The sequence below is a fragment of the Streptomyces sp. NPDC048507 genome (assembly GCF_043199995.1).
GTDB lineage: Bacteria > Actinomycetota > Actinomycetes > Streptomycetales > Streptomycetaceae > Streptomyces.
This window is the reverse complement of sequence record NZ_JBICWZ010000014.1, coordinates 69,948-87,319: the sequence shown is the minus strand read 5'-3', so window position 1 is coordinate 87,319 and position 17,372 is coordinate 69,948. Positions and strand designations below refer to the sequence as shown.

Here is a 17,372-nt window from a genome sequence, read left to right as displayed (position 1 = left end):
CGCGCCCTTTACGTGCCCGCGCCGTCGCGGTTCCCTGGAGTGCACGGATTCGGGCCGTACGAGCCACGGGGGGCCGGCATGGCGGGCTGGCAGGGGGGATGGGCGCGCGGGCTCTGGCGGACCGGGGTGGCGCTGGCGGCGCCGCCGTTGGCCGCGGCGTTGGCGTTCTGGGCGGCCCGGGAGTCGGCGTACGGGTCACTGGGCAGCTGGGCGTTCGTCCTCGTCGGGCTGCTCGCCCCACTGTTGCTGCTGGTCGTGCACGCCGCCCGCGCCGGACGGCGGGGGGCCGAACTGATCTCGCTGTCCGCCCTCCCGGCCGGTCTGGGCGCCGTCCTCGCGCTCATGTCGGTGGGGCACAGCGTGCTGGAGGACCGGGGGGTGGAGATCAGCTGCGTCGTGCTGGAGGTCACCGAGCACACCGAGACGGAGTCCTCCATGGACGCCGAGGGCCGCTGGACCTCGACGACCAGCACCTCGTACGACCACCGCCTGGACTGCCCCTCGGGCGGCCCGGAACACCTGGACTCCCCCTCGCGGCTCGCGAAGGAAGGAACGTCCCTGGCAGTCGTGTTCGACCCGCGGGGCAAGGTCTCCCCGCAGGCCGCCGGGGACGTTCACGGCTGGGGCCTGCGCACCGCGGCCGAGGTCACGGTGGCGGCGGCGGTGCTCATGGGGCTGGCCGGCGGGATCCGGGAGGCGTACGGGAAGCGGCGGCGCAGGCCCCGGCGGCCGCCGCGCTGAGACGCGGGCCGTCCCCGGCTACGGGCGCAGCAGGCGGAGCGCGTCGGCCAGTGTCAGCGGGTCTTCGCTCCAGTCGTTCCAGGAGCAGACCTCCAGCCAGGACAGGTACCCGTCGCGGGCGAACGCCAGGACCTCGCCCGTGCAGTGCTCGTCCGCGTCGTACACCTGGGCCTCGGCCGCCACCAGGGTGCCGGCGGGGAGCGGCGCGGCCGGCACGGCGTCGGTGTCCAGCTCGAAGTACGTCGTACCGCAGGCGCACGGGCAGCGTACGGTCACCTGCAGGTGGGGTACTTGCCGCAGGAGGGCGCGGTGAGCCGCGTCCTGGGTACCGAGGAGCGCGTCGAGCGCGTCGCGGACGTCGGACGGGAGGCCTGGCTTCATCCCGGCACCGTAGCCGACCTGCGATGCCGGATGCGGCGCGCGCGGTGCGGCCGTCGTGCCCGGGCACACCACCGCGCACACCCCGCGCGCACCGCCGCACACTCCGGGAGGGGAACGCCGTATGAGCCGTCGTCCGCTGAGGTACGCGCCGGCCGTGGTCGCCGCCGCTGCCGTCGGGGCCAGCCTGTTTCCCCCCGCGAGCCCCTTCGTGGAGTCCTGGCGGACCGGGGCACTGGAGGAGGCCCGGCTGCTGGGGGCACTGCCCCGTGGGAACGACCTGCCCGGGGTCACCGTGGTGGGGGCGGGGGTCAATCGCGGTGACGGCGCGGCCTCCGAGGAGCCCTGTGCCGAGATCGGGACGGCCATCAGCCCGCGCGGCCACCCGCGCCCGGCTTCGACGCGGGTGGTCCTGGTGGCCAGGGGAACGTCCGGACAGGGCAGGTCCGTCGTGTCCTACGCCCTCTCCGAGGATGCCGCGGTGCGGGCCATGGGGAGGATACGGGCGGCGATCCCGCGATGCGCGCACTACAACTCCTGGTGGGCCGACCTCTACACACGCCACGGGCTGCGGCCCGCGCCGTCGCCCTACCGGGTCGGGGACGAGATGGTCAGCTACCGGCAGCTCGATCCGCCGCCCTCGGACCCGAGTGCGGGAGGCGCCCCGGTCCCCCTGGAGCCGGGACCGCTCCAGGAGCCCGGAAAGACCGTCACGTTCGTCCGCACGGGCGGGGTCATCACCCAGTACTGGGAGCCGGTGCCGAAGGCGGTGGCCGAGGCCTTCCACGACCGTTTCCGCCGGGCCGCGACCGGCTGATCCGGCCGTCGTGCCCGGAACCTCGCGGTGGACGAAGGCCGCGAACGGCCGCCGGGGGGGGCGACCGCCGTACGGCTCACCAGGGCACGACGCCCGCGTCGTCGAAGAAGCAGCCGGTCGGGCCGTCGTCGGGGAGGGTCGCGAGCCGGATGGCGATGGCCGCGCCCTGTTCGGGGGTGCGCACGCCGCGGAAGCCGTTGAGGTCGGTGGCGACGTAGCCGGGGCAGCCGGCGTTGATCAGGATGTTCGTGCCGCTCAGCTCCCGGGCGTACTGGAGGGTGACGGCGTTCAGGAACGTCTTCGACGGCGCGTACGCCACGGCCACCGGGCCCGCCGTCTGCTCGGCGGTGCTGCCCGACTGCCGGGTGAGGGAGCCGACCGTGCTGGACATGTTCACGATCCGCGGTGCGGCGGACCGCCGCAGCAGCGGCAGCATCGCGTTGGTGACGCGGACGACGCCGATCACGTTGGTCTCGACGACCGTCCGGATGGTGGCGGGATCGACCCGGGTGGGTTCCTGCGGCATGCCACCGGTGATGGCGGCGTTGTTGACGAGGACGTCGAGGCGCCCCGCCCGGTCCTCGATCAGCCGTGCGGCGGCGGCCGCGCTCGCGTCGTCGGTCACGTCCAGTGGCACCCCGAAGGCGTCGACGCCGGCCGCGTGCAGCCGTTCCACCGCGGCCGCGCGGCGCCGCTCGTCCCGGGCGCCGACGCCGACGCTCCAGCCGAGGGCGCCCAGGCCCGCGGCGATCTCGTACCCGATTCCCTTGTTCGCGCCGGTGACCAGCGCAATCGTCCGTTCGCTCATGGGGTTCATGCTGCCCCCGGTCCCGCGCCGGGGTCCAAGACCGATCGGGTGGACACCGATACCATCCGGGTATCGATCCGGAGGAGCGTGGCCGCATGGAGACCCGGGAACTGCGGTATTTCGTCGCCGTCGCCGAAGAGCTGCACTTCGGGCGCGCGGCGCAGCGTCTCGGCATCGCGCAGCCACCGCTGTCGCGGGCGATCCAGCGGCTCGAACGCCGGCTCGGGGCCGTCCTGCTGGACCGGACCAGCCGCAGCGTCACCCTGACCGGCGCCGGCTCCGTCCTGCTGGCCGAGGGCCGGGCGGCCCTGGAGGCGGTCGACGCGGCCGAGCTCCGGACCCGGCGCGCGGCCGCCGCCCCCGCCGGACGGGCCGGTCTCGTCCTGGTCACGAAGGCGAGCGCGTCCAGCGAGCTGCTGGCGAAACTGCTCGACGCGTACGCCGGCGAGCCCGGCGCGGTTCCCGTCGAGGTCCTCCTGTGCGGCCCCGCCGAGCAGGGGCGGTTCCTGCGGGAGGGCCGGGCCGACGTGGCTCTGCTGCACCCGCCGTTCGACTCGACGGCCGGGTTCCACACGGAGGAGCTGAGCACGGAGGGCCAGGTCGTGGTCCTGCCCGCCGGGCATCCGCTCACGACCCGGCCCCATGTGCGCATGGCCGACATCAGCGCGCTGCCGGGCCTGCCCCTGCCGCGCTGGCCGGATCCCGACGGCAGCTACCCGCCCGGGCCCGGCCCTCAGGTCCGGGACCACGCACAGTTGTTGCAGCTCGTCGCGCTCGGCCGGGCCTGCGCGGTCTCCCCGGAGTCGTGCCGGACGCGGCTGCACGACGACCTCGCCGCGGTGCCCGTACGGGACGCGCCGACCGTCACCACCGTGATCGCCTGGCCCCCGCACAGCCGGTCCAGGGCCGTCGCCGGTCTCGTCGCAACGGCGATCCGTCTGCGCTAGGCCGTCCCTTTCGGACCGGGCCCGGCGACGGCGCTCGACACACCGGCGCGAAACCAGGTGCGGGCGGGAGCCCGCCGCCGCATCCTTGGCTCCTGCCGGCAAGATCGAACTGGGGGGCGCGGGATGTGGTCAGTGGTGTCGTCGGGCGCGGTGCCGGCGGGGGAACGCTTCGACTGGTTCGCCGACATGGTCTCGCGCGAAGTCGTGCCCACCGCGATCAGCAGCGAACTGCGGGCCGGATTCCGCGCCGAGGCCGCCGGGCTCGACCTCGGTGAACTGCGGATGGCACGGCTCGCGTACGCGCCCCTGCGTTCTCGCCGCACGCCCGCGCTGATCCGGCGCAGCGATCCGGATCAGTACCAGTTCGCGATGGTGAGCAAGGGCACCATGTCCCTCTCCCAGCACGGGAACGAGTGCGGCGCGGGAGTCGGTGACCTCGTGCTGTGGGACACCTCGCGGCCCTCCGACGCCATGACCCCGGCCCAGGGCGGTCCGGGCGAGTTGGTGATCCTTCAGCTGTCCCGGGAGCAGCTGCCGCTGCGCCCGCACCTGATCGACCGGTTACTCGCCCGCCGTATCCCGGGCGGGCGCGGGCTGGCGGCCATGCTGTCCTCGTTCATGGGCAACCTCGTGCACCACGGCGACCAATGCGCGCCGGCGGAACTGCGGCGCCTCGGCGCGGTCGTCACCGACCTCGCGGCCGCCTGCCTGGCCCAGCAGCTCGACGCGCAGGAACGCCTGCCCGCCGAAGTCCGCGCACGGGCACTGCTCCAGCGGATCCACGCCTTCATCGAGGACAACCTCGGCGACCCGGGACTGGCACCCGCCGTGATCGCCGCCCGTCACAACATCTCGGTGCGCAGCCTCCACCAGCTCTTCAGCGACCAGCCGGGGCCGGAGGGGCGGGAGGGGCAGGAACAGGAGAGCGTCAACGCCCGGATCCGCCGGCGCCGCCTGGAACGCTGCCGCTCCGACCTCGCCCGTCCCGACCTGCGCGCCCATCCCGTACACGTCATCGCCGCCCGGTGGGCCTTCAGCGGGCCCGCGGTCTTCAGCCGCTCCTTCCTAGGCTACGGACATCCGCTCGACAGCAGCTGGAAGACCAGCAATGGGGGAATCGAAATGAAGAAGAGGATCGTTCAGGCGTTCATGGCGACGGCGGCGGTGGCCACCCTCGGCCTGATGGCCGCCGGCCCGGCGAGCGCGGCTTCGGCGGTCTGCGAGGGCTACACCTGCACGAGCGGCACCGTCCCGGCCAACGGCAACCACCAGGTCTGCTTCTCGGGCACCCACACCGCCCTCGCCTACTGGGGCCGCGCCGAGCTCTGGGACGCCGACACGGGCGTCATGGTCGCCTCGTTCGCCTCCAATCCCACGGAGACGAAGACGCGCTGCGTCAGCGGTCTGTACGGCCAGCGCTACTACGAGCACGGCACCGGTGGCTTCTTCTACGGCCGGGTCTGGAACTGACCGGACCTCCCGCCCGCCGAAGACCGGCCAACCGTACCCCTCCCGGCCCCGCCGGGAGGGGTACGGCGCGTTCCGGGCCGGCCGGCGCGTCCGCCGCCGGTGGCCGAGCGGGCGGCGCCTTCTGCGACCGGGCCGGCGCGAGCGGCCGCACCGGCAAGGGCACCTCCATGACCTGCAGGACGGCCACGGACGGCCGCCTTCGCTGGAAGTCCTGACCGGGACGGAGGCCCCGGCCACGGCGGCGGCCGTCGGCGGGCCGCCCTCCGGCTCCGGAGGGCGGCCCGCCCCGCATCCGCGCCCGGCCGCGTCAGGTGGTGGGTGGGCGGCGGGGCGGCGTCACTTCAGGTGGCGCGTGAAGAACCGGGCCGCGGCGTCGCCCGCGTGCTGCGGGACGCCGGTGTGCCCGCCCATGTTGGCGTGGAGGCACTTCTCCGCGGACCCGAAGGCGTCGAACAGGTCCAGGGCCGCCTGCCGGTCGTTGCCCTCGTCGTCCCACTGCAACAGGACGTGCAGCGGCACGGTGACCCGGCGGGCCTCCTCGATCACGGCGCGCGGTACGAAGCTCCCGGCGAAGAGCGCGGCGGCCGCGATGCGCGGTTCGACCGCCGCCAGCCGCACGCCGATGGAGATGACACCGCCCGAGTACCCGACCGGGCCGCAGATCCCGGGCAGTGCCAGGAGCGCGTCCAGGGCGGCCCGCCACTCCGGAACCGCCCGGTCGACGAGCGGGAGGACGAGGGCGTCGATGATCTCGTCGCTGACCGGCTCGCCCGCCTCCACGGCCCGTCGCATGTCGGCGCGGGCCTGGTCGGCGGCGGCCCAGCGGGGCCGGTCGCCGCTGCCGGGGAGCTCGATGGTGGCCGCCGCGAAGCCATCGGCCACGGCCTGCCGGGCCCGGTCCACCAGCCGGGGGTACATCCGGGGCAGCCCGAGCGGGGGGTGGCCGAGCAGGATCAGCGGGGTGGGTGCGGATGCCGCTGCGGGCGTCCAGAGGATGCCGGGCACCTCACCGAGGGTGAAGGTGCGCTCGACGACGCCGCCGTCGAGGTGGCGTTCGGAAGTGACGTTCATGGTCGTGCCTTTCGGGAGTGCTCGTGTACGGCGCTCCCGGACGACCTATCGCCCGACCATGACCCCACAGGGGAGCACCCATGTCGTTGCTGCGTTCACGGGTACCACCTCCTGGTCTTCTCGCACGGCCTCCGGAAGGCTAGCAACCGTCCGTACGCTCCGCCAGCCCGTTTTCGCGGGGCGCCGGTCCGTGACCTGCGAGATGGAGCCTCATGGCGCACTGGTCCTCGGCCCCGACGAACACCTCCTGGCCCCAGTGGGCGCTGAGACGGCGCGCGACGTCGACCAGCCGGCGGCGTTCCTCCGGCGAGTACGCGGGGAAGCGGACCCAGCCCCGTTCGGCGATGACGGCGCCGAGATCGCCGAACAGCACCGCACGGGCGCGCCGTTCCTCGTCCTCCGTGAGCGGGGTGGGCCCGCCTTCCGGGGGCAGCGTCCGGACGTTGTACAGCTCGCGGACCACTGGCGTCTCCCGTTCCTCAGGACCGTTTCCGCAGAGGCTATCGACGTACGGGACGTACCCGTGGGGCCCGGCCCACGACCCGGTGGCCCGTCGGGGCGGCAGTCGGTGGCGGATACTCACGGCATGGATGGATCGAGGTCCGACTGGATCAACACGACGCACGACTGGGCCCGTGAGGTGGACCTGGCCCATCTCGACCGGATTCGCCGGGCCCCGCGGGAGTTCGCTCCCGGCGGGCCGGGGCACCTCGTCCTCGAAGTCGTCGCCTACGCCGTCGACGAGGCGTCGGGGCGGTCGGGGGGCCGGTGCAGGATCACCCTGCACGACGACGGCTCCGTGTCGGTGGCGGACAACGGGCGGGGCACCGACACCCGCGTCGACGAGCACGGCCGGACCGTGCGGAAGCCGGTGATGGCGTCGAAGGACCTGCGGTTCTTCGACGCCCCGGACGCGCAGCGCCTCCCGGACGGCCATCCGCGTCGCGGCATGTCCGTGGTGGCGGCGCTCAGCGAGTGGCTGATCCACACCAACCGCCGCCGCGAGGGAGCCTGGAGCCAGCGCTACGAGCGGGGTGTTCCGGTGAGCGGCCTGATCCCCCTCGATGCCGACGGGACCAGCGGAACGCTCGTCCGCTTCCTGCCGGGCCGCTCGCTCCGCCCCACGGCGCCGCCGGCCGTGGGCGATCTGACGCGGTGGACGGCGCAGTGGACCGGCCTGGAGGTCAGCGTCGACGACCGGCGGGGGCTCACGTGACCAGGCGCAGGGAGGTGTCCGCCACGGCCAGCCGTACGCTCTGGCCCCAGGTCAGTTCCATGGCGTCGCCCTCCATTCCGTCGCCGAAGACCACGATCCGGTCCGACTCGACGGTCAGCCGCAGGCCCTGCCCCGGCCCCAGCTCACCGGAGACCTTCGTCGTACCGGTCGTCGGGGAGGGCCAGGCCTCGCGCACGAACCACTGGAGCCGCGGGTCGCAGGGGGCGGGCAGCTCCGTGCGGGCGCCGCGTTCCAGCCACAGGGAGCGCAGCCAGCCGGTGGCGCCGGTGCCGGTGCCCACCAGCACCCCGGAGGACGCCTGGGCCTCCCCCGGGCCTTCCTCGCCGTCGGCGGCGAGGCGGTAGCGGGCCGTCTGGTGACCGGGCGGGCCCAGGTAGATCTCGTTCAGCGCGAGCAGCCGCTGGGTGTCGTCGGCGACGGCCTCGACCATGGTCAGCTCCTGCGCCCGGTCCGCGGCGGCGGTCGCCGCGCGCAGCAGGGCGGGGGCGTCGGCGCAGCGGTGCCGGACCAGGACCCCGGGGTTGCGCCCCGGGTCGCTGTCGATGCCCACCACCGGCTGTCCGCGCAGGTACTTCGCGGTGTTGGCGACCAGGCCGTCCTGGCCGACCACGACGACCACGTCCTCCGGGGCGAACAGGAAGCGGTCCAGGTCGGCCCGCTCCACCCGGGAGGTGCGCCAGGTGAGCGGCACCGCCGCCGTGACCTCCCGCAGCGCCCGGTGCGAGCGGTCGTGGCGGCGGAGCACCTCGTCGATCGACCGGCCCCGGCTGGAGAGGAAGAACGCGGCCTGCCCGTGCGTCCCGTGCCGGGCGAGCAGTTCCTCGTACTCGGTCCTGCGGTGGACGAGCACCGCGCGCGGGGCCAGGCTCACGCGCCCGCGCCGCCTTCCGGGCGTCCGAGCCTGGTGAGGAGCCCGGTGAGGACGTCGGGGGAGAGCGTGATGCTCTCGATCCGCGGCAGGTTCTCCGCCAGCCGGCCCGCCGCCAGGGCGTGCAGCGTGCCCGCGTCCGTTTCGTCGTGCACGCGCAGCCAGGCGGCCTGGGCCTCGGCGCGCGCCGCGCCCGTCTCGCGCGCGGCCTCGGCGTCGGCGCGGGCGAGGCGGACCTTGCGGGCCGCTTCGGCCTCCGTCCGCACCCCGTCCGCGGCCGCCTGCTCCTCGGCCTCGCGGCGGGAGTTGATGCCGCGCTGATCGACGAGCTGCTCCTCGCGCCGGGCCAGTTCGATCTGGCTGGCCAGCTCGTTCTCGGCGATGGCCCGCTCCCGCTCGACCGCGACGGCCCGCCGCTCGTACGTGGCCCGGTCCGCCTCCTGCTGGATCTGCTCGCGGGCCGGGGTGCGCAGGGCGCGCTCCACCTCCGCCTCGGGGCGGATCGCGACGACCCGTACGGCCACCACCTCGATGCCGGTGGCCGGGAGCCTGGGCTCGGCGGCGAGGCCGGAGGCGACCCTTGCGCGGACGGAGGCGACGCCGTCCACGAGGGCGACGGCCAGCGAGGTCCGGGCCAGTACGTCCAGGGCGTGCTGCTGCGCGGTTTCGGTGAGCAGGGTGGCGATCTGTTCGAGGGGGGCGGCGCGCCAGCTCCCGGTGTCCGGGTCGACGGAGAAGTCGAGGCGGTCCGCGGCCGCGGCCGGGTCGGTGATCCGGTAGGTGACGGTGGCCTGCACGGTGACGTCCTGGAAGTCGGACGTACGGGCGTGGAAGGCCATGGCCAGCTCGCGGTCGTCGACCGGCACTTCGGAGAGCGCCGCCGACAGCGACCGGTACCAGAAGCTGAGCCCCCGCCCGTCGTGGACGAGTTCGCCGCGCTTGTGGTGGCGGATGTGGGCGGTGGGCGCGGAGCGCAGATGACGCCAGCCGAAGCGCCGGGTGATGTCGGCCATGGCAGGACCCCCTCGATTTCGTCAACGGGACGATAACGAGGCACGTTGATATCGTCAAGAGGACGAGAACAGGGAAATCGACCCCGGAGCGGTGACGTGGCGAGCCTTGACGGAGGATCAGGCATCAGCGGCGGCGCAGGGGCCGCGGCGGCTGCGATGAAGGTGGAGGGAACCGGATGACCATCGACCTGCTCGTGATCTACACGACCCGGCTGGAGGCGTGCCGGAGCTTCTACGCCGGCCTCGGCCTGGAGCTCGTGGCGGAACGGCACGGCAACGGGCCGGAGCACTACGCCGTGACCTTCGCCGACGGAGCCGTCCTGGAGCTGTACCCGGCGGCGCACCGGCCGCCGACCGGCCACCTGCGGCTCGGGCTGACGGCACCGGCCCCGGCTCCGGCCGACGGGGAGGCGGGGCCCGGCACCGGCCGGCACGTCCTGACCGACCCGGACGGGCGCACGGTCGTGCTGACCGTCCCCGACCCGCGGGAGAGCGGCCGGCCGGCTGCCGTACGGGGCAAGTAGCCTCGCGGCATGGGCATTCGGATGGACGTGGTGGTGGCCTACCCGGTCGACGACGAGGTGGAAAGGGTGCTCGCACTGGCCGAGGCGGTCGGCGAGCCCGTCGGCGTCACGTTCATGTGGGAGGAGCGGCCGGAGGCGGAACGCGTGGTGCTGGTGCCCGCCGGCACGCTCGCGCTCTGGGAGCACTGGGCCCCCGGCGCGTACCCGGTGCCCGCGCCGGCGGAGGAGCGGGAACTGTCCCACCCCGCGGAATTCGGCCCGTTCACGCTCCTGCGCCGTCGGGCGGGAGGACGTACGGCGGTCGTACGCGCGGGCACCGTGGTCGCCGAGCTGCTGAGGCCCGAGGAGGCGCACTGGCTCCAGGAGGCGGCGCGTGACGTCCGTCAGGGATTCATGGATCCGCGGCAGAAGGCTGCGTTCGAGGAGTTCCTCGCCCGGCAGCCGCCCGTCGGCGAGCAGTGAGGGCGGGCGGCCGGCGGGCGCGGCCGGTCCGCCGGGGGGCACCGCCGTGTCCGCGGCGGGCCGTCGGCGCCGCGGGGGCCTGACGTCCCCGGCCTCGCGGGACGGGGCCGGCGCGGCGCCGCGTCGGCTTCGCCCGTGGGACGGGGCCGGCGACACGGCCCGGCCCGCGCGGCGCGCCAATGCCCCGTGCCCGGGGGCGGGCCCCAGCCCGGGTACCGGCAGAGGCGCGGGCGCGAGTGCGAGCCCGGGTACGGGCGTGGGTACGGGTACAGGCGCGGGTGTGCCGCCCCAGTCCGGGCAACGGCAACGGCTCCGGGCGGAGCGCGGGGGCATCCGGGACGGGGGGCCGGTGCCGCACCGGTGCGGGTGCGTACGGTGTGTCACGGGGGCGACGAAACGCACCGTGACGGCCCTCGGGGGGAGTTGGGGGCTATGTCGCGAACATCCCTGTGTCGGGCCTGCGGGCTTCCTTAGGGGAACCTGAAGAACGTCCTCCGTGGCGCTCTTCGCCCAGGTCATCGGCCTAGGCTCGGCCGTACTCCCCGCCCCCTCTCCAGTGAGGTGTTACCGGCATGAGCCGCAGCCGAACCCCCGCGAACACGTCCCGCACCGAGGCCCGCCGGAAGAAGACGGCGCGCACGCGCATCGTGCTGTCCGTCACGGCGGCCGCCGCGGCGGTGGCGGTGGGGGTCGCGGTGGCCGACTCGGGTGGTGACGACCGTACGGAGCGGCAGGCGGCCGCCGCCGCGTCCGGGGCGGAGTCCTCGGTCCCCGAGGCGGGCGCCACCGATCCGGCTCCCGGCGGCAGCGCCAGCGCCTCGGCGTCTGCTTCGGCTTCGGCGAGCCCGAGCGCCAGCGCGAGTACGAGTGCCGGCGCGAGTGCCGCCCCGTCCGGTACGGCCGCCCCCGACGAGGCCGCGCAGCCCAAGAGCGCGCCCGACACCTCCGGCGACGACCGGCCGGCCAAGCCCGCGCAGGGGTCCACCGCCACGAAGGGCTCCGGCTCCGGCGGCTCCTCGGGCGGCGGTTCCAACGGCTCCGGCGGTGGCTCCGGATCCGGATCCGGCACGGTCAACACGGACGCCGAGTCCGCGGTGCTCGCCCTGGTCAACAAGGAGCGCGCCAACGCCGGTTGCGGGCCCCTGACGACCAACGCGAAGCTGAGCTCCGCGGCGCGGGCGTACAGCGACACGATGGCCCGCAGCGGGGTCATGTCCCACACCGGGCCCGACGGGTCCACCATGACGAGCCGGGTCGAGGCGGCCGGGTACAAGTGGTCCGCCCTGGGCGAGAACATAGCCCGCGGGCAGAGCGACGCCGACGCGGTCATGTCGGCCTGGATGAACAGCTCCGGCCACCGCGCCAACATCCTCAACTGCTCCTTCAAGGAGATCGGCATCGGCGTCCACAAGGGCGACGGCGGCCCGTGGTGGACGCAGGACTTCGGCAGCGGCAGGTAACCCCTCGCCCGGCCCTCCTCCCCGATGCCCCCTGCCCCCCGCCCCCTCCCCCACCGGGGCCAGGGGGCATCGGCGGCGCCGGCACCGGTTACCCGTCGTGGCGCGCGTCGGCCACTATGGGCCCGTGCCCCGAACTCCGCGCTACCTGCTCATATGGCTGTCGTGCACGGCCGCCAGCGTGACCGCCGTGCTCGCCACGGTCCAGTTCGTGGTCGGGTCGACCAGCCACAAGCCCCCCGGCGCGCGCTCCGCCCCGGTCGTCATCGACACGCCACCCGCCTGGCAGGCGGGCAGCCCCGGACCCGAGCAGCCCTCCGCGTCCGCCGGCCCCTCCCCGAGCCCGTCGCCGAGCGTGACGCAGCCGTCCCCTTCGGCCTCCCCCACCCCCACCCCCGTCAAGGCCACGACGGACGCCCCCCGGACCGCCGCGCCCCGGACCGGGGTCGACTGCGAACAGGGCGGGGCCGGTCTGCACTCCGTCCCCTCGCGGGGCGGCAAGGTCACGGTCCGGTACGGGAGCCGGGGCGTGTGCCTGATCTCCGCCGTCCCCGGACTCGGGTTCAAGACGACCACCTCGCAGACCTCCGACGACACCCTCACCGTCACCTTCAGCGGCGACGGACACCGGTCGGAGATCACGGCGACGATCACTCCGTCCGCCAAGGCGAGCGTCCGCGAGACCTCCTTCTGACGGCGGACCAGCCGGGTCCCGGCGAAGCGGAGGATGAGCGCAGCCTTAGGGCAACCTGAAGATCGCCCCGAGGCGGTTCCACAGGCCCCGTACGGCCCTATGCTCGCGTCAGCCGAGCGGCCGTCGGCACCGGGGCACGCGACCCCGGCGCTCCACCGGCCCCGGCTTCACCGAGCCGGGACGCGCCCGGGCCGTCTCTTCCGGATCGTGCCTGACCCGCGCCGCCCGGCACGATCCGAAAGAGACGACCCAGCCGTCCCGCCGTCGCTGCCTCCCGCAGCCCGAACCTCCCTGGAGTGCCCTCGCCATGAGCTTCCGCACGCTCCGGTCCGCCCGGTCCGGCCCGTCCGACGGGTCCGGGCGACTCCGTACGACGTCCTCCCGCGCGCCCCTCCCGCTGATCGCCGCCGTCGCGGTCGCGGCGGGGCTGAGCGCCGCGTGCGGGCCCACCTCCGAGCCCGTCGGGTCCGCCACGGCGGCCGGTTCCCGGGCATCCGCCCCGGCCCTCCCCGGCGGCGGACCGTCCCCCGAGGCGTCAGCGTCCGCGTCAGCGTCCGCATCCGTTTCCGTGTCCGCCACCGCCTCGGTACTGCCGTCCGCGTCCGCCTCCGCCCCCTCCCCTTCGGCCTCCGCCCGCGCCGGCGGGGCGGGCGGGAAGGGGCCGACGTCCACCGCGTCCGCCCCCGCCCCCGCACCGGCCAAGGTGCCCGGCCCCGGCTACGACAGCGCGGCCGACGCGAAGGCCCTGATCCAAGCGGCCGTGCGCGCGGCGAAGGCCGACGGGCGGATGGTCCTGCTCGACTTCGGGGCCAACTGGTGCGGCAACTGCAAGGCCGCCGACAAGGTGTTCGCCCAGCCGGCGACCTCGGCGCTCCTCGCGGACGACTACCACCTCGTCAAGGTCGACATCGGCGGTGACAGCTCCGCCAACTCCGCGCTGCTGCGCACCTACAGCCCGTCCGGCGGGACCTACACGATGCCCGTGCTGGTGGTCGTCTCGCCCTCCGGCGCGACGCGGGTCGACACGCACGCCAGCGGCAACCCGGCGCTGACGGCGGACGGCATCAACGCCTTCCTGCGCAAGTGGGCTCCGTGAGAAGGCGGGTGCGCACGCCCTTCGCCGCCCCGGTGGTGGCCGGTCTGTCGGTGGCGGTGCTCCTGATGCTGGCCGGCATCGTCACGGACGACACCGACACCGACACCGGCTCGGGGGCCGGGACCGGCGCCGGGCAACTGGAGCCCCAGGTCACCCGCGTGGCGGTGGGAGGATGACGGCGTGCGCGCGCTCCGCCCCGGGGACCGCACGGCGGCGTACGGTCCGCCGCGCGGGCGTCCTCCTCCCCCTGGCGCTGCTCGTGGCCTGTGGCGGGGGCGGCGCCTCCGGGACACGAGCCGTCGCCGGGGCGGCCACGACGCGCTTCTCCGAGAACGGCGTCACCGTCACGCTCTCCGTCTCCGACTGGCGGCCCGCACAGCGGACCGGAACCCTCACCACGGTCTTCGCGCCCGAGGCCGCCGGGTTCCACCTCTACAGCACCGACCTGCCGCCCACCGGCGCCGACGGTGTCGGACGGCCGACCCGGGTGGCCGTCACCGGCGCCCTCGGGGCGGACGGCCCGCTGACGGCGGCTGCGGAGCTACGGTCGGTCCGGCTGCCCGGGGTCGACGCCCCGGTCCCCGTCTACCCCGACGGCCCGGTCAGCACGGCCCTGCCCCTGCGCGCGTCGGGCGACGGGGGCGCGACGGTACTGATCGGCTACGCCAGTTGCAGCACCCGCGACGGCTGCACCATCCCGGTGTCCGACCGTCCCGTGCGGCTGCGCGTCACCGAGGAGGGCCCGGCCTTCGTCACTCCGTGACCGGGACCGCGACCGCGACCGGGACCGTGACCTGTGCACGTCACCGCCGCGCCGAGCCTCTAAGGTGTCCGCATGCCGAGCGTCCTGGTCGTGGAAGACGACCCCAGCATCCGCCAGTCCCTGATCGAGGTCCTGGCGGAGCAGGGGTACGCCGTGCGCAGCGCCGCCGACGGCTTCAGCGCACTGCGCGAGGTCACGCAGGCCCCCGTGGACGCGGTGGTCCTCGATCTCGGACTGCCCGACCTGGACGGCGGGGACGCCCTGCGCATGATCCGCGGCATCTCCTCGGTACCGGTACTGGTGGCCACCGCCCGCGACGACGAGTCCGAGATCATCGCCATCCTGAACGCGGGCGCCGACGACTACCTGGTCAAACCCTTCTCCGGGGGACAGCTCCTCGCCCGCCTCTCCGCCGTCCTGCGGCGCACCGGCGGGGTGTCCGTGCCCGCCGCCGGTGCGGCGCCCGCGGCGGCCGCCGATGCCCTGCGTCCGGCCGTCGTCGGCGAGCTGGCGGTGGACCCGGGCGCGCGCACCGCGTACCTGGCCGGAACGGAGCTGCGCCTGACCCGGCGGGAATTCGACCTGCTGGCGTTCCTCGCGCACCACGCCGGCAGGTCGTCTCGAAGCGCCGGCTGCTGACCGAGGTGTGGCGCGAGCCGTACGTGGACGACCAGACCGTCGACGTGCACCTGTCCTCCCTGCGCCGCAAGCTCGGCGAACGGGCGGCGGCCCCGCGCTACCTGCTGACCGTGCGCGGGGTCGGCATCAAACTGGTGGCTCCGCGTTGAGACGTTCCCTGGCCGGAGTGGCGCTCGCCGTGACCTCCATGGTCGCCCTGTCCTTCCTGATACCGCTCGGCCTGCTGGTGATGTCGCTGGTCAAGGAGCAGGGCGTGACGGCGGCCCAGCAGCGCGGCGCGGCCATGGCGCCGGTGCTCGCCCTGACGACTGACCCGGACGCGCTGCGGGAGTCCGCGGCGGGCCTGGACGCCGCGGACCACCTGGTCGTGCACCTGCCGGGGGCGGGGCCCCTGGGGCGTTCCAAGGCGCCGGCCTCACTGCTCGAACGGGCCCAGCGGGGGCGGGAGTCGATTTCGCAGGCGGTCCCGGGAGGGTGGGTCTGCCTGCAGCCCGTGGTGCTGCCGGGCGACAAGGTGGCCGTCATCGAGAACTTCGTGCCCGAGGCGGAACTCACCCGGGGCGTGGCCGAATCGTGGGCGGTGATGTGCTTCCTCGCCGTCGGGCTGATCGCCGGTTCCGTACTGGTCGCCGACCGGCTCGGGGCCAAGGTGGTCCGCTCGTCCAGGCGGCTCGCCCAGGCCTCGCGGGCGCTCGGGCTGGGCGACCTGGACGCCCGCGTGGAGCCCATGGGGCCCCGGGAGCTGCACGACGCGGGGGTCGCCTTCAACGCGATGGCGCAGCGCATGAACGAGCTCCTGGCCGTCGAACGCGAACTCGTCGCCGACCTCTCGCACCGCCTGCGCACCCCGCTGACCGCGCTCCACCTGGCCTCCGAACGGATGGCGGGCACACCGGAGTCGGCCAGGGTCGAGGCGGCCGTGTGCGAGCTGGAGACCGAGCTGCGGGCCATCATCGCCGCGGCGCGCACCCCGCTCGCGGTCGGCCCCATGGGGCAGGGCCTGCTGGGTACGGGCCCGCCGCCGGTGCGCGGGAGCGGCGTGCCGGGGGGCTCGGGCCCGCGCAGCGAGGCGGCGGAGGTCGTCCGCCGCCGGACGGCGTTCTGGGCGGTCCTGGCGGAGCAGCAGGAGCGCTCCTGCTCCCTGGACATCACCCAGGAGCCCACCGCCGTGGGCCTTTCGGACGACGACGTCGCCGCCGTGGTGGACGCCCTCATCGGCAACGTCTTCCGCCACACCCCGGAGGGGACCGCGTTCGGCGTCGCCGTCGTCCGCACGGCGCAGGCCGTGGAGCTGATCGTGGAGGACGGCGGACCGGGCATCCCGGAACCGGACCGGGCCCTTTCGCGCGGCAGCAGCACCGGTTCCACGGGGCTGGGCCTCGACATCGCGCGGCGGGCCGCGACGGCGACGGGCGGTACGGTGCGCGTCACGCGCGGGCCGCTCGGCGGGGCGCACATCACCGTGAGCTTCGCCCTGGCCGCGCCGGCCCCGTCCGGCCACCGCTCCCGCCTGGGCCGGCGCCGCCGACGCTGAGCCCGGCCCGACTCCCGCCCGGCCCCGCCCCGCCCCGCCCCGCCCCGCAGCAGCGTCCGATCAGTTCGCGCCGGGTTCCGCGGGGCCCTCCCCCGGGGCCCGGCCGTGCTCCGGGCGGAGTGTCGTGGCAGGTCAAGAACGGCGCAAAGCGCGACGGATCCCCCACCGCACCGCAGCATTTCATGCCTCATACACCGACCCTGGCCGGATGTGCCCCTGGCCCGTGCCGGGCGGAAACGGAAGCATCCAGGGCGTTGGGAGAACGTCCACGAGACAGGAGTGACCCATGTTTGCTCGTACGTCACGTATCGCGATCGCCACGGCAACCACCATCCTGGCCCTGGGCACGGCCGCCGCCACCGCGAACGCCGCGCCCGCCCCGCAGAACTGCGTGCTCAACATCGATTCGGGCAGCATGCGGTGCTACGGGACCTTCCGCGAGGCCGTCGCCGCCTCCACCCACGGACGGGTCACCGACGCGCCGCTGTCGGGCAAGCACATCGACCGGGCGCTGGCCGACCGCCTCAAGGACACCACGGGCGCCACGAGCACCAACGGCACCAAGGGGGCCCAGGACGTACAGCTCGGCGTCATCTACACGGACTCCAACTACGGCGGCTCCGCCCTGGTCTTAACCGGCGGCAGTGGATGCCGCAGCGGCAACGGCCGGGACGCCCAGCTCAACCTGGAGGGCACCTGGAACAACTCCGTCAGCTCGCTGACCACGCTGTCCTGCTGGCTGGAGCTGTGGGACGCCCCCAACACCTCCGGGACGCACCAGGAGTACCAGCAGTCGACCTCCTACGTCGGGGACGCGATGAACGACCGCGCCAGCTCGGTCGCCCTGCTCTGA

Annotated in this window: 20 protein-coding genes and 1 pseudogene; 15 read left to right on the top strand and 6 right to left on the bottom strand. The window is 74.8% G+C overall.

Annotated elements, in window-relative coordinates; translation table 11 throughout:
• Positions 1-78: 78 nt before the first annotated feature.
• Entirely contained in the window at positions 79-741 is a 663-nt protein-coding gene (locus ACGFXC_RS29940; RefSeq protein WP_393717979.1) for a hypothetical protein, read from the top strand.
• An 18-nt stretch (positions 742-759) separates the two neighbouring features.
• Here the strand turns inward: ACGFXC_RS29940 and ACGFXC_RS29935 are convergent, their stop codons facing one another.
• The gene (locus ACGFXC_RS29935; RefSeq protein WP_393717977.1) at positions 760-1,122 is read right to left on the bottom strand and encodes a hypothetical protein; all 363 of its coding nucleotides are present in this window, start codon (positions 1,120-1,122) and stop codon (positions 760-762) included.
• 121 nt (positions 1,123-1,243) lie between these two features.
• On the opposite strand from ACGFXC_RS29935, the gene ACGFXC_RS29930 reads away from it, so the two are divergent.
• Positions 1,244-1,936: a hypothetical protein gene (locus ACGFXC_RS29930; RefSeq protein ID WP_393717975.1), complete on the top strand. Its 693-nt coding sequence runs from the start codon at positions 1,244-1,246 to the stop codon at positions 1,934-1,936.
• A 76-nt stretch (positions 1,937-2,012) separates the two neighbouring features.
• On the opposite strand, the gene ACGFXC_RS29925 is transcribed toward ACGFXC_RS29930, so the two are convergent.
• Complete coding sequence (locus ACGFXC_RS29925) at positions 2,013-2,744, bottom strand: SDR family NAD(P)-dependent oxidoreductase (RefSeq protein ID WP_393717973.1); 732 nt, start codon at positions 2,742-2,744, stop codon at positions 2,013-2,015.
• A 95-nt stretch (positions 2,745-2,839) separates the two neighbouring features.
• Between ACGFXC_RS29925 and ACGFXC_RS29920 the strand changes: the two genes are divergently transcribed.
• Both ACGFXC_RS29920 and ACGFXC_RS29915 read left to right on the top strand, forming a co-directional pair.
• Complete coding sequence (locus tag ACGFXC_RS29920) at positions 2,840-3,691, top strand: LysR family transcriptional regulator (RefSeq protein WP_393717971.1); 852 nt, start codon at positions 2,840-2,842, stop codon at positions 3,689-3,691.
• A gap of 123 nt (positions 3,692-3,814) precedes the next feature.
• The gene (locus tag ACGFXC_RS29915; RefSeq protein ID WP_393717969.1) at positions 3,815-5,161 is read left to right on the top strand and encodes a hypothetical protein; all 1,347 of its coding nucleotides are present in this window, start codon (positions 3,815-3,817) and stop codon (positions 5,159-5,161) included.
• A 336-nt stretch (positions 5,162-5,497) separates the two neighbouring features.
• Here the strand turns inward: ACGFXC_RS29915 and ACGFXC_RS29910 are convergent, their stop codons facing one another.
• Together ACGFXC_RS29910 and ACGFXC_RS29905 are read right to left on the bottom strand one after the other, a co-directional pair.
• Complete coding sequence (locus ACGFXC_RS29910; RefSeq protein WP_393717967.1) at positions 5,498-6,232, bottom strand: alpha/beta hydrolase; 735 nt, start codon at positions 6,230-6,232, stop codon at positions 5,498-5,500.
• 139 nt (positions 6,233-6,371) lie between these two features.
• The gene (locus tag ACGFXC_RS29905) at positions 6,372-6,695 is read right to left on the bottom strand and encodes a hypothetical protein (RefSeq protein WP_393717965.1); all 324 of its coding nucleotides are present in this window, start codon (positions 6,693-6,695) and stop codon (positions 6,372-6,374) included.
• 123 nt (positions 6,696-6,818) lie between these two features.
• Between ACGFXC_RS29905 and ACGFXC_RS29900 the strand changes: the two genes are divergently transcribed.
• Positions 6,819-7,448 carry an ATP-binding protein gene (locus ACGFXC_RS29900; RefSeq protein WP_393717963.1) on the top strand — a complete coding sequence of 210 codons (630 nt, stop codon included), beginning with the start codon at positions 6,819-6,821 and terminating at the stop codon, positions 7,446-7,448.
• On the opposite strand, the gene ACGFXC_RS29895 is transcribed toward ACGFXC_RS29900, so the two are convergent.
• Together ACGFXC_RS29895 and ACGFXC_RS29890 are read right to left on the bottom strand one after the other, a co-directional pair.
• Positions 7,441-8,340 carry a hypothetical protein gene (locus ACGFXC_RS29895; RefSeq protein ID WP_393717961.1) on the bottom strand — a complete coding sequence of 300 codons (900 nt, stop codon included), beginning with the start codon at positions 8,338-8,340 and terminating at the stop codon, positions 7,441-7,443. The genes ACGFXC_RS29900 and ACGFXC_RS29895 overlap by 8 nt on opposite strands.
• Positions 8,337-9,350: an SPFH domain-containing protein gene (locus ACGFXC_RS29890; protein ID WP_393717959.1), complete on the bottom strand. Its 1,014-nt coding sequence runs from the start codon at positions 9,348-9,350 to the stop codon at positions 8,337-8,339. The genes ACGFXC_RS29895 and ACGFXC_RS29890 overlap by 4 nt, the downstream gene beginning before the upstream one ends.
• A gap of 176 nt (positions 9,351-9,526) precedes the next feature.
• Between ACGFXC_RS29890 and ACGFXC_RS29885 the strand changes: the two genes are divergently transcribed.
• The 10 genes and pseudogenes from ACGFXC_RS29885 to ACGFXC_RS29840 all read left to right on the top strand — a co-directional run bounded on the left by ACGFXC_RS29885 (position 9,527) and on the right by ACGFXC_RS29840 (position 17,372).
• On the top strand, positions 9,527-9,874 hold the full coding sequence (locus tag ACGFXC_RS29885) for a VOC family protein (RefSeq protein WP_393717957.1): 348 nt from the start codon (positions 9,527-9,529) through the stop codon (positions 9,872-9,874).
• Positions 9,875-9,883: 9 nt separating this feature from the next.
• Entirely contained in the window at positions 9,884-10,336 is a 453-nt protein-coding gene (locus ACGFXC_RS29880; RefSeq protein ID WP_393717955.1) for a hypothetical protein, read from the top strand.
• Between the two features lie 572 nt (positions 10,337-10,908).
• Entirely contained in the window at positions 10,909-11,796 is an 888-nt protein-coding gene (locus ACGFXC_RS29875; protein WP_393717953.1) for a CAP domain-containing protein, read from the top strand.
• A gap of 124 nt (positions 11,797-11,920) precedes the next feature.
• Positions 11,921-12,487, top strand: coding sequence for a hypothetical protein (locus ACGFXC_RS29870; protein WP_393717951.1), 567 nt, complete (start codon positions 11,921-11,923; stop codon positions 12,485-12,487).
• A 568-nt stretch (positions 12,488-13,055) separates the two neighbouring features.
• Positions 13,056-13,583: a thioredoxin family protein gene (locus ACGFXC_RS29865; protein ID WP_393717949.1), complete on the top strand. Its 528-nt coding sequence runs from the start codon at positions 13,056-13,058 to the stop codon at positions 13,581-13,583.
• 8 nt (positions 13,584-13,591) lie between these two features.
• Positions 13,592-13,759 carry a hypothetical protein gene (locus tag ACGFXC_RS29860; RefSeq protein WP_393717947.1) on the top strand — a complete coding sequence of 56 codons (168 nt, stop codon included), beginning with the start codon at positions 13,592-13,594 and terminating at the stop codon, positions 13,757-13,759.
• Positions 13,756-14,346: a hypothetical protein gene (locus ACGFXC_RS29855; RefSeq protein WP_393717945.1), complete on the top strand. Its 591-nt coding sequence runs from the start codon at positions 13,756-13,758 to the stop codon at positions 14,344-14,346. Before ACGFXC_RS29860 ends, ACGFXC_RS29855 begins: the two co-directional genes overlap by 4 nt.
• Before the next feature lie 72 nt (positions 14,347-14,418).
• Positions 14,419-15,134, top strand: a pseudogene (locus ACGFXC_RS29850) (response regulator transcription factor).
• A complete protein-coding gene (locus ACGFXC_RS29845) occupies positions 15,131-16,519 on the top strand; it encodes an ATP-binding protein (protein WP_393717943.1) in 1,389 nt (462 codons plus the stop codon). The pseudogene ACGFXC_RS29850 and the gene ACGFXC_RS29845 overlap by 4 nt, the downstream one beginning before the upstream one ends.
• Positions 16,520-16,805: 286 nt before the next feature.
• The gene (locus ACGFXC_RS29840; RefSeq protein WP_393717941.1) at positions 16,806-17,372 is read left to right on the top strand and encodes a hypothetical protein; all 567 of its coding nucleotides are present in this window, start codon (positions 16,806-16,808) and stop codon (positions 17,370-17,372) included.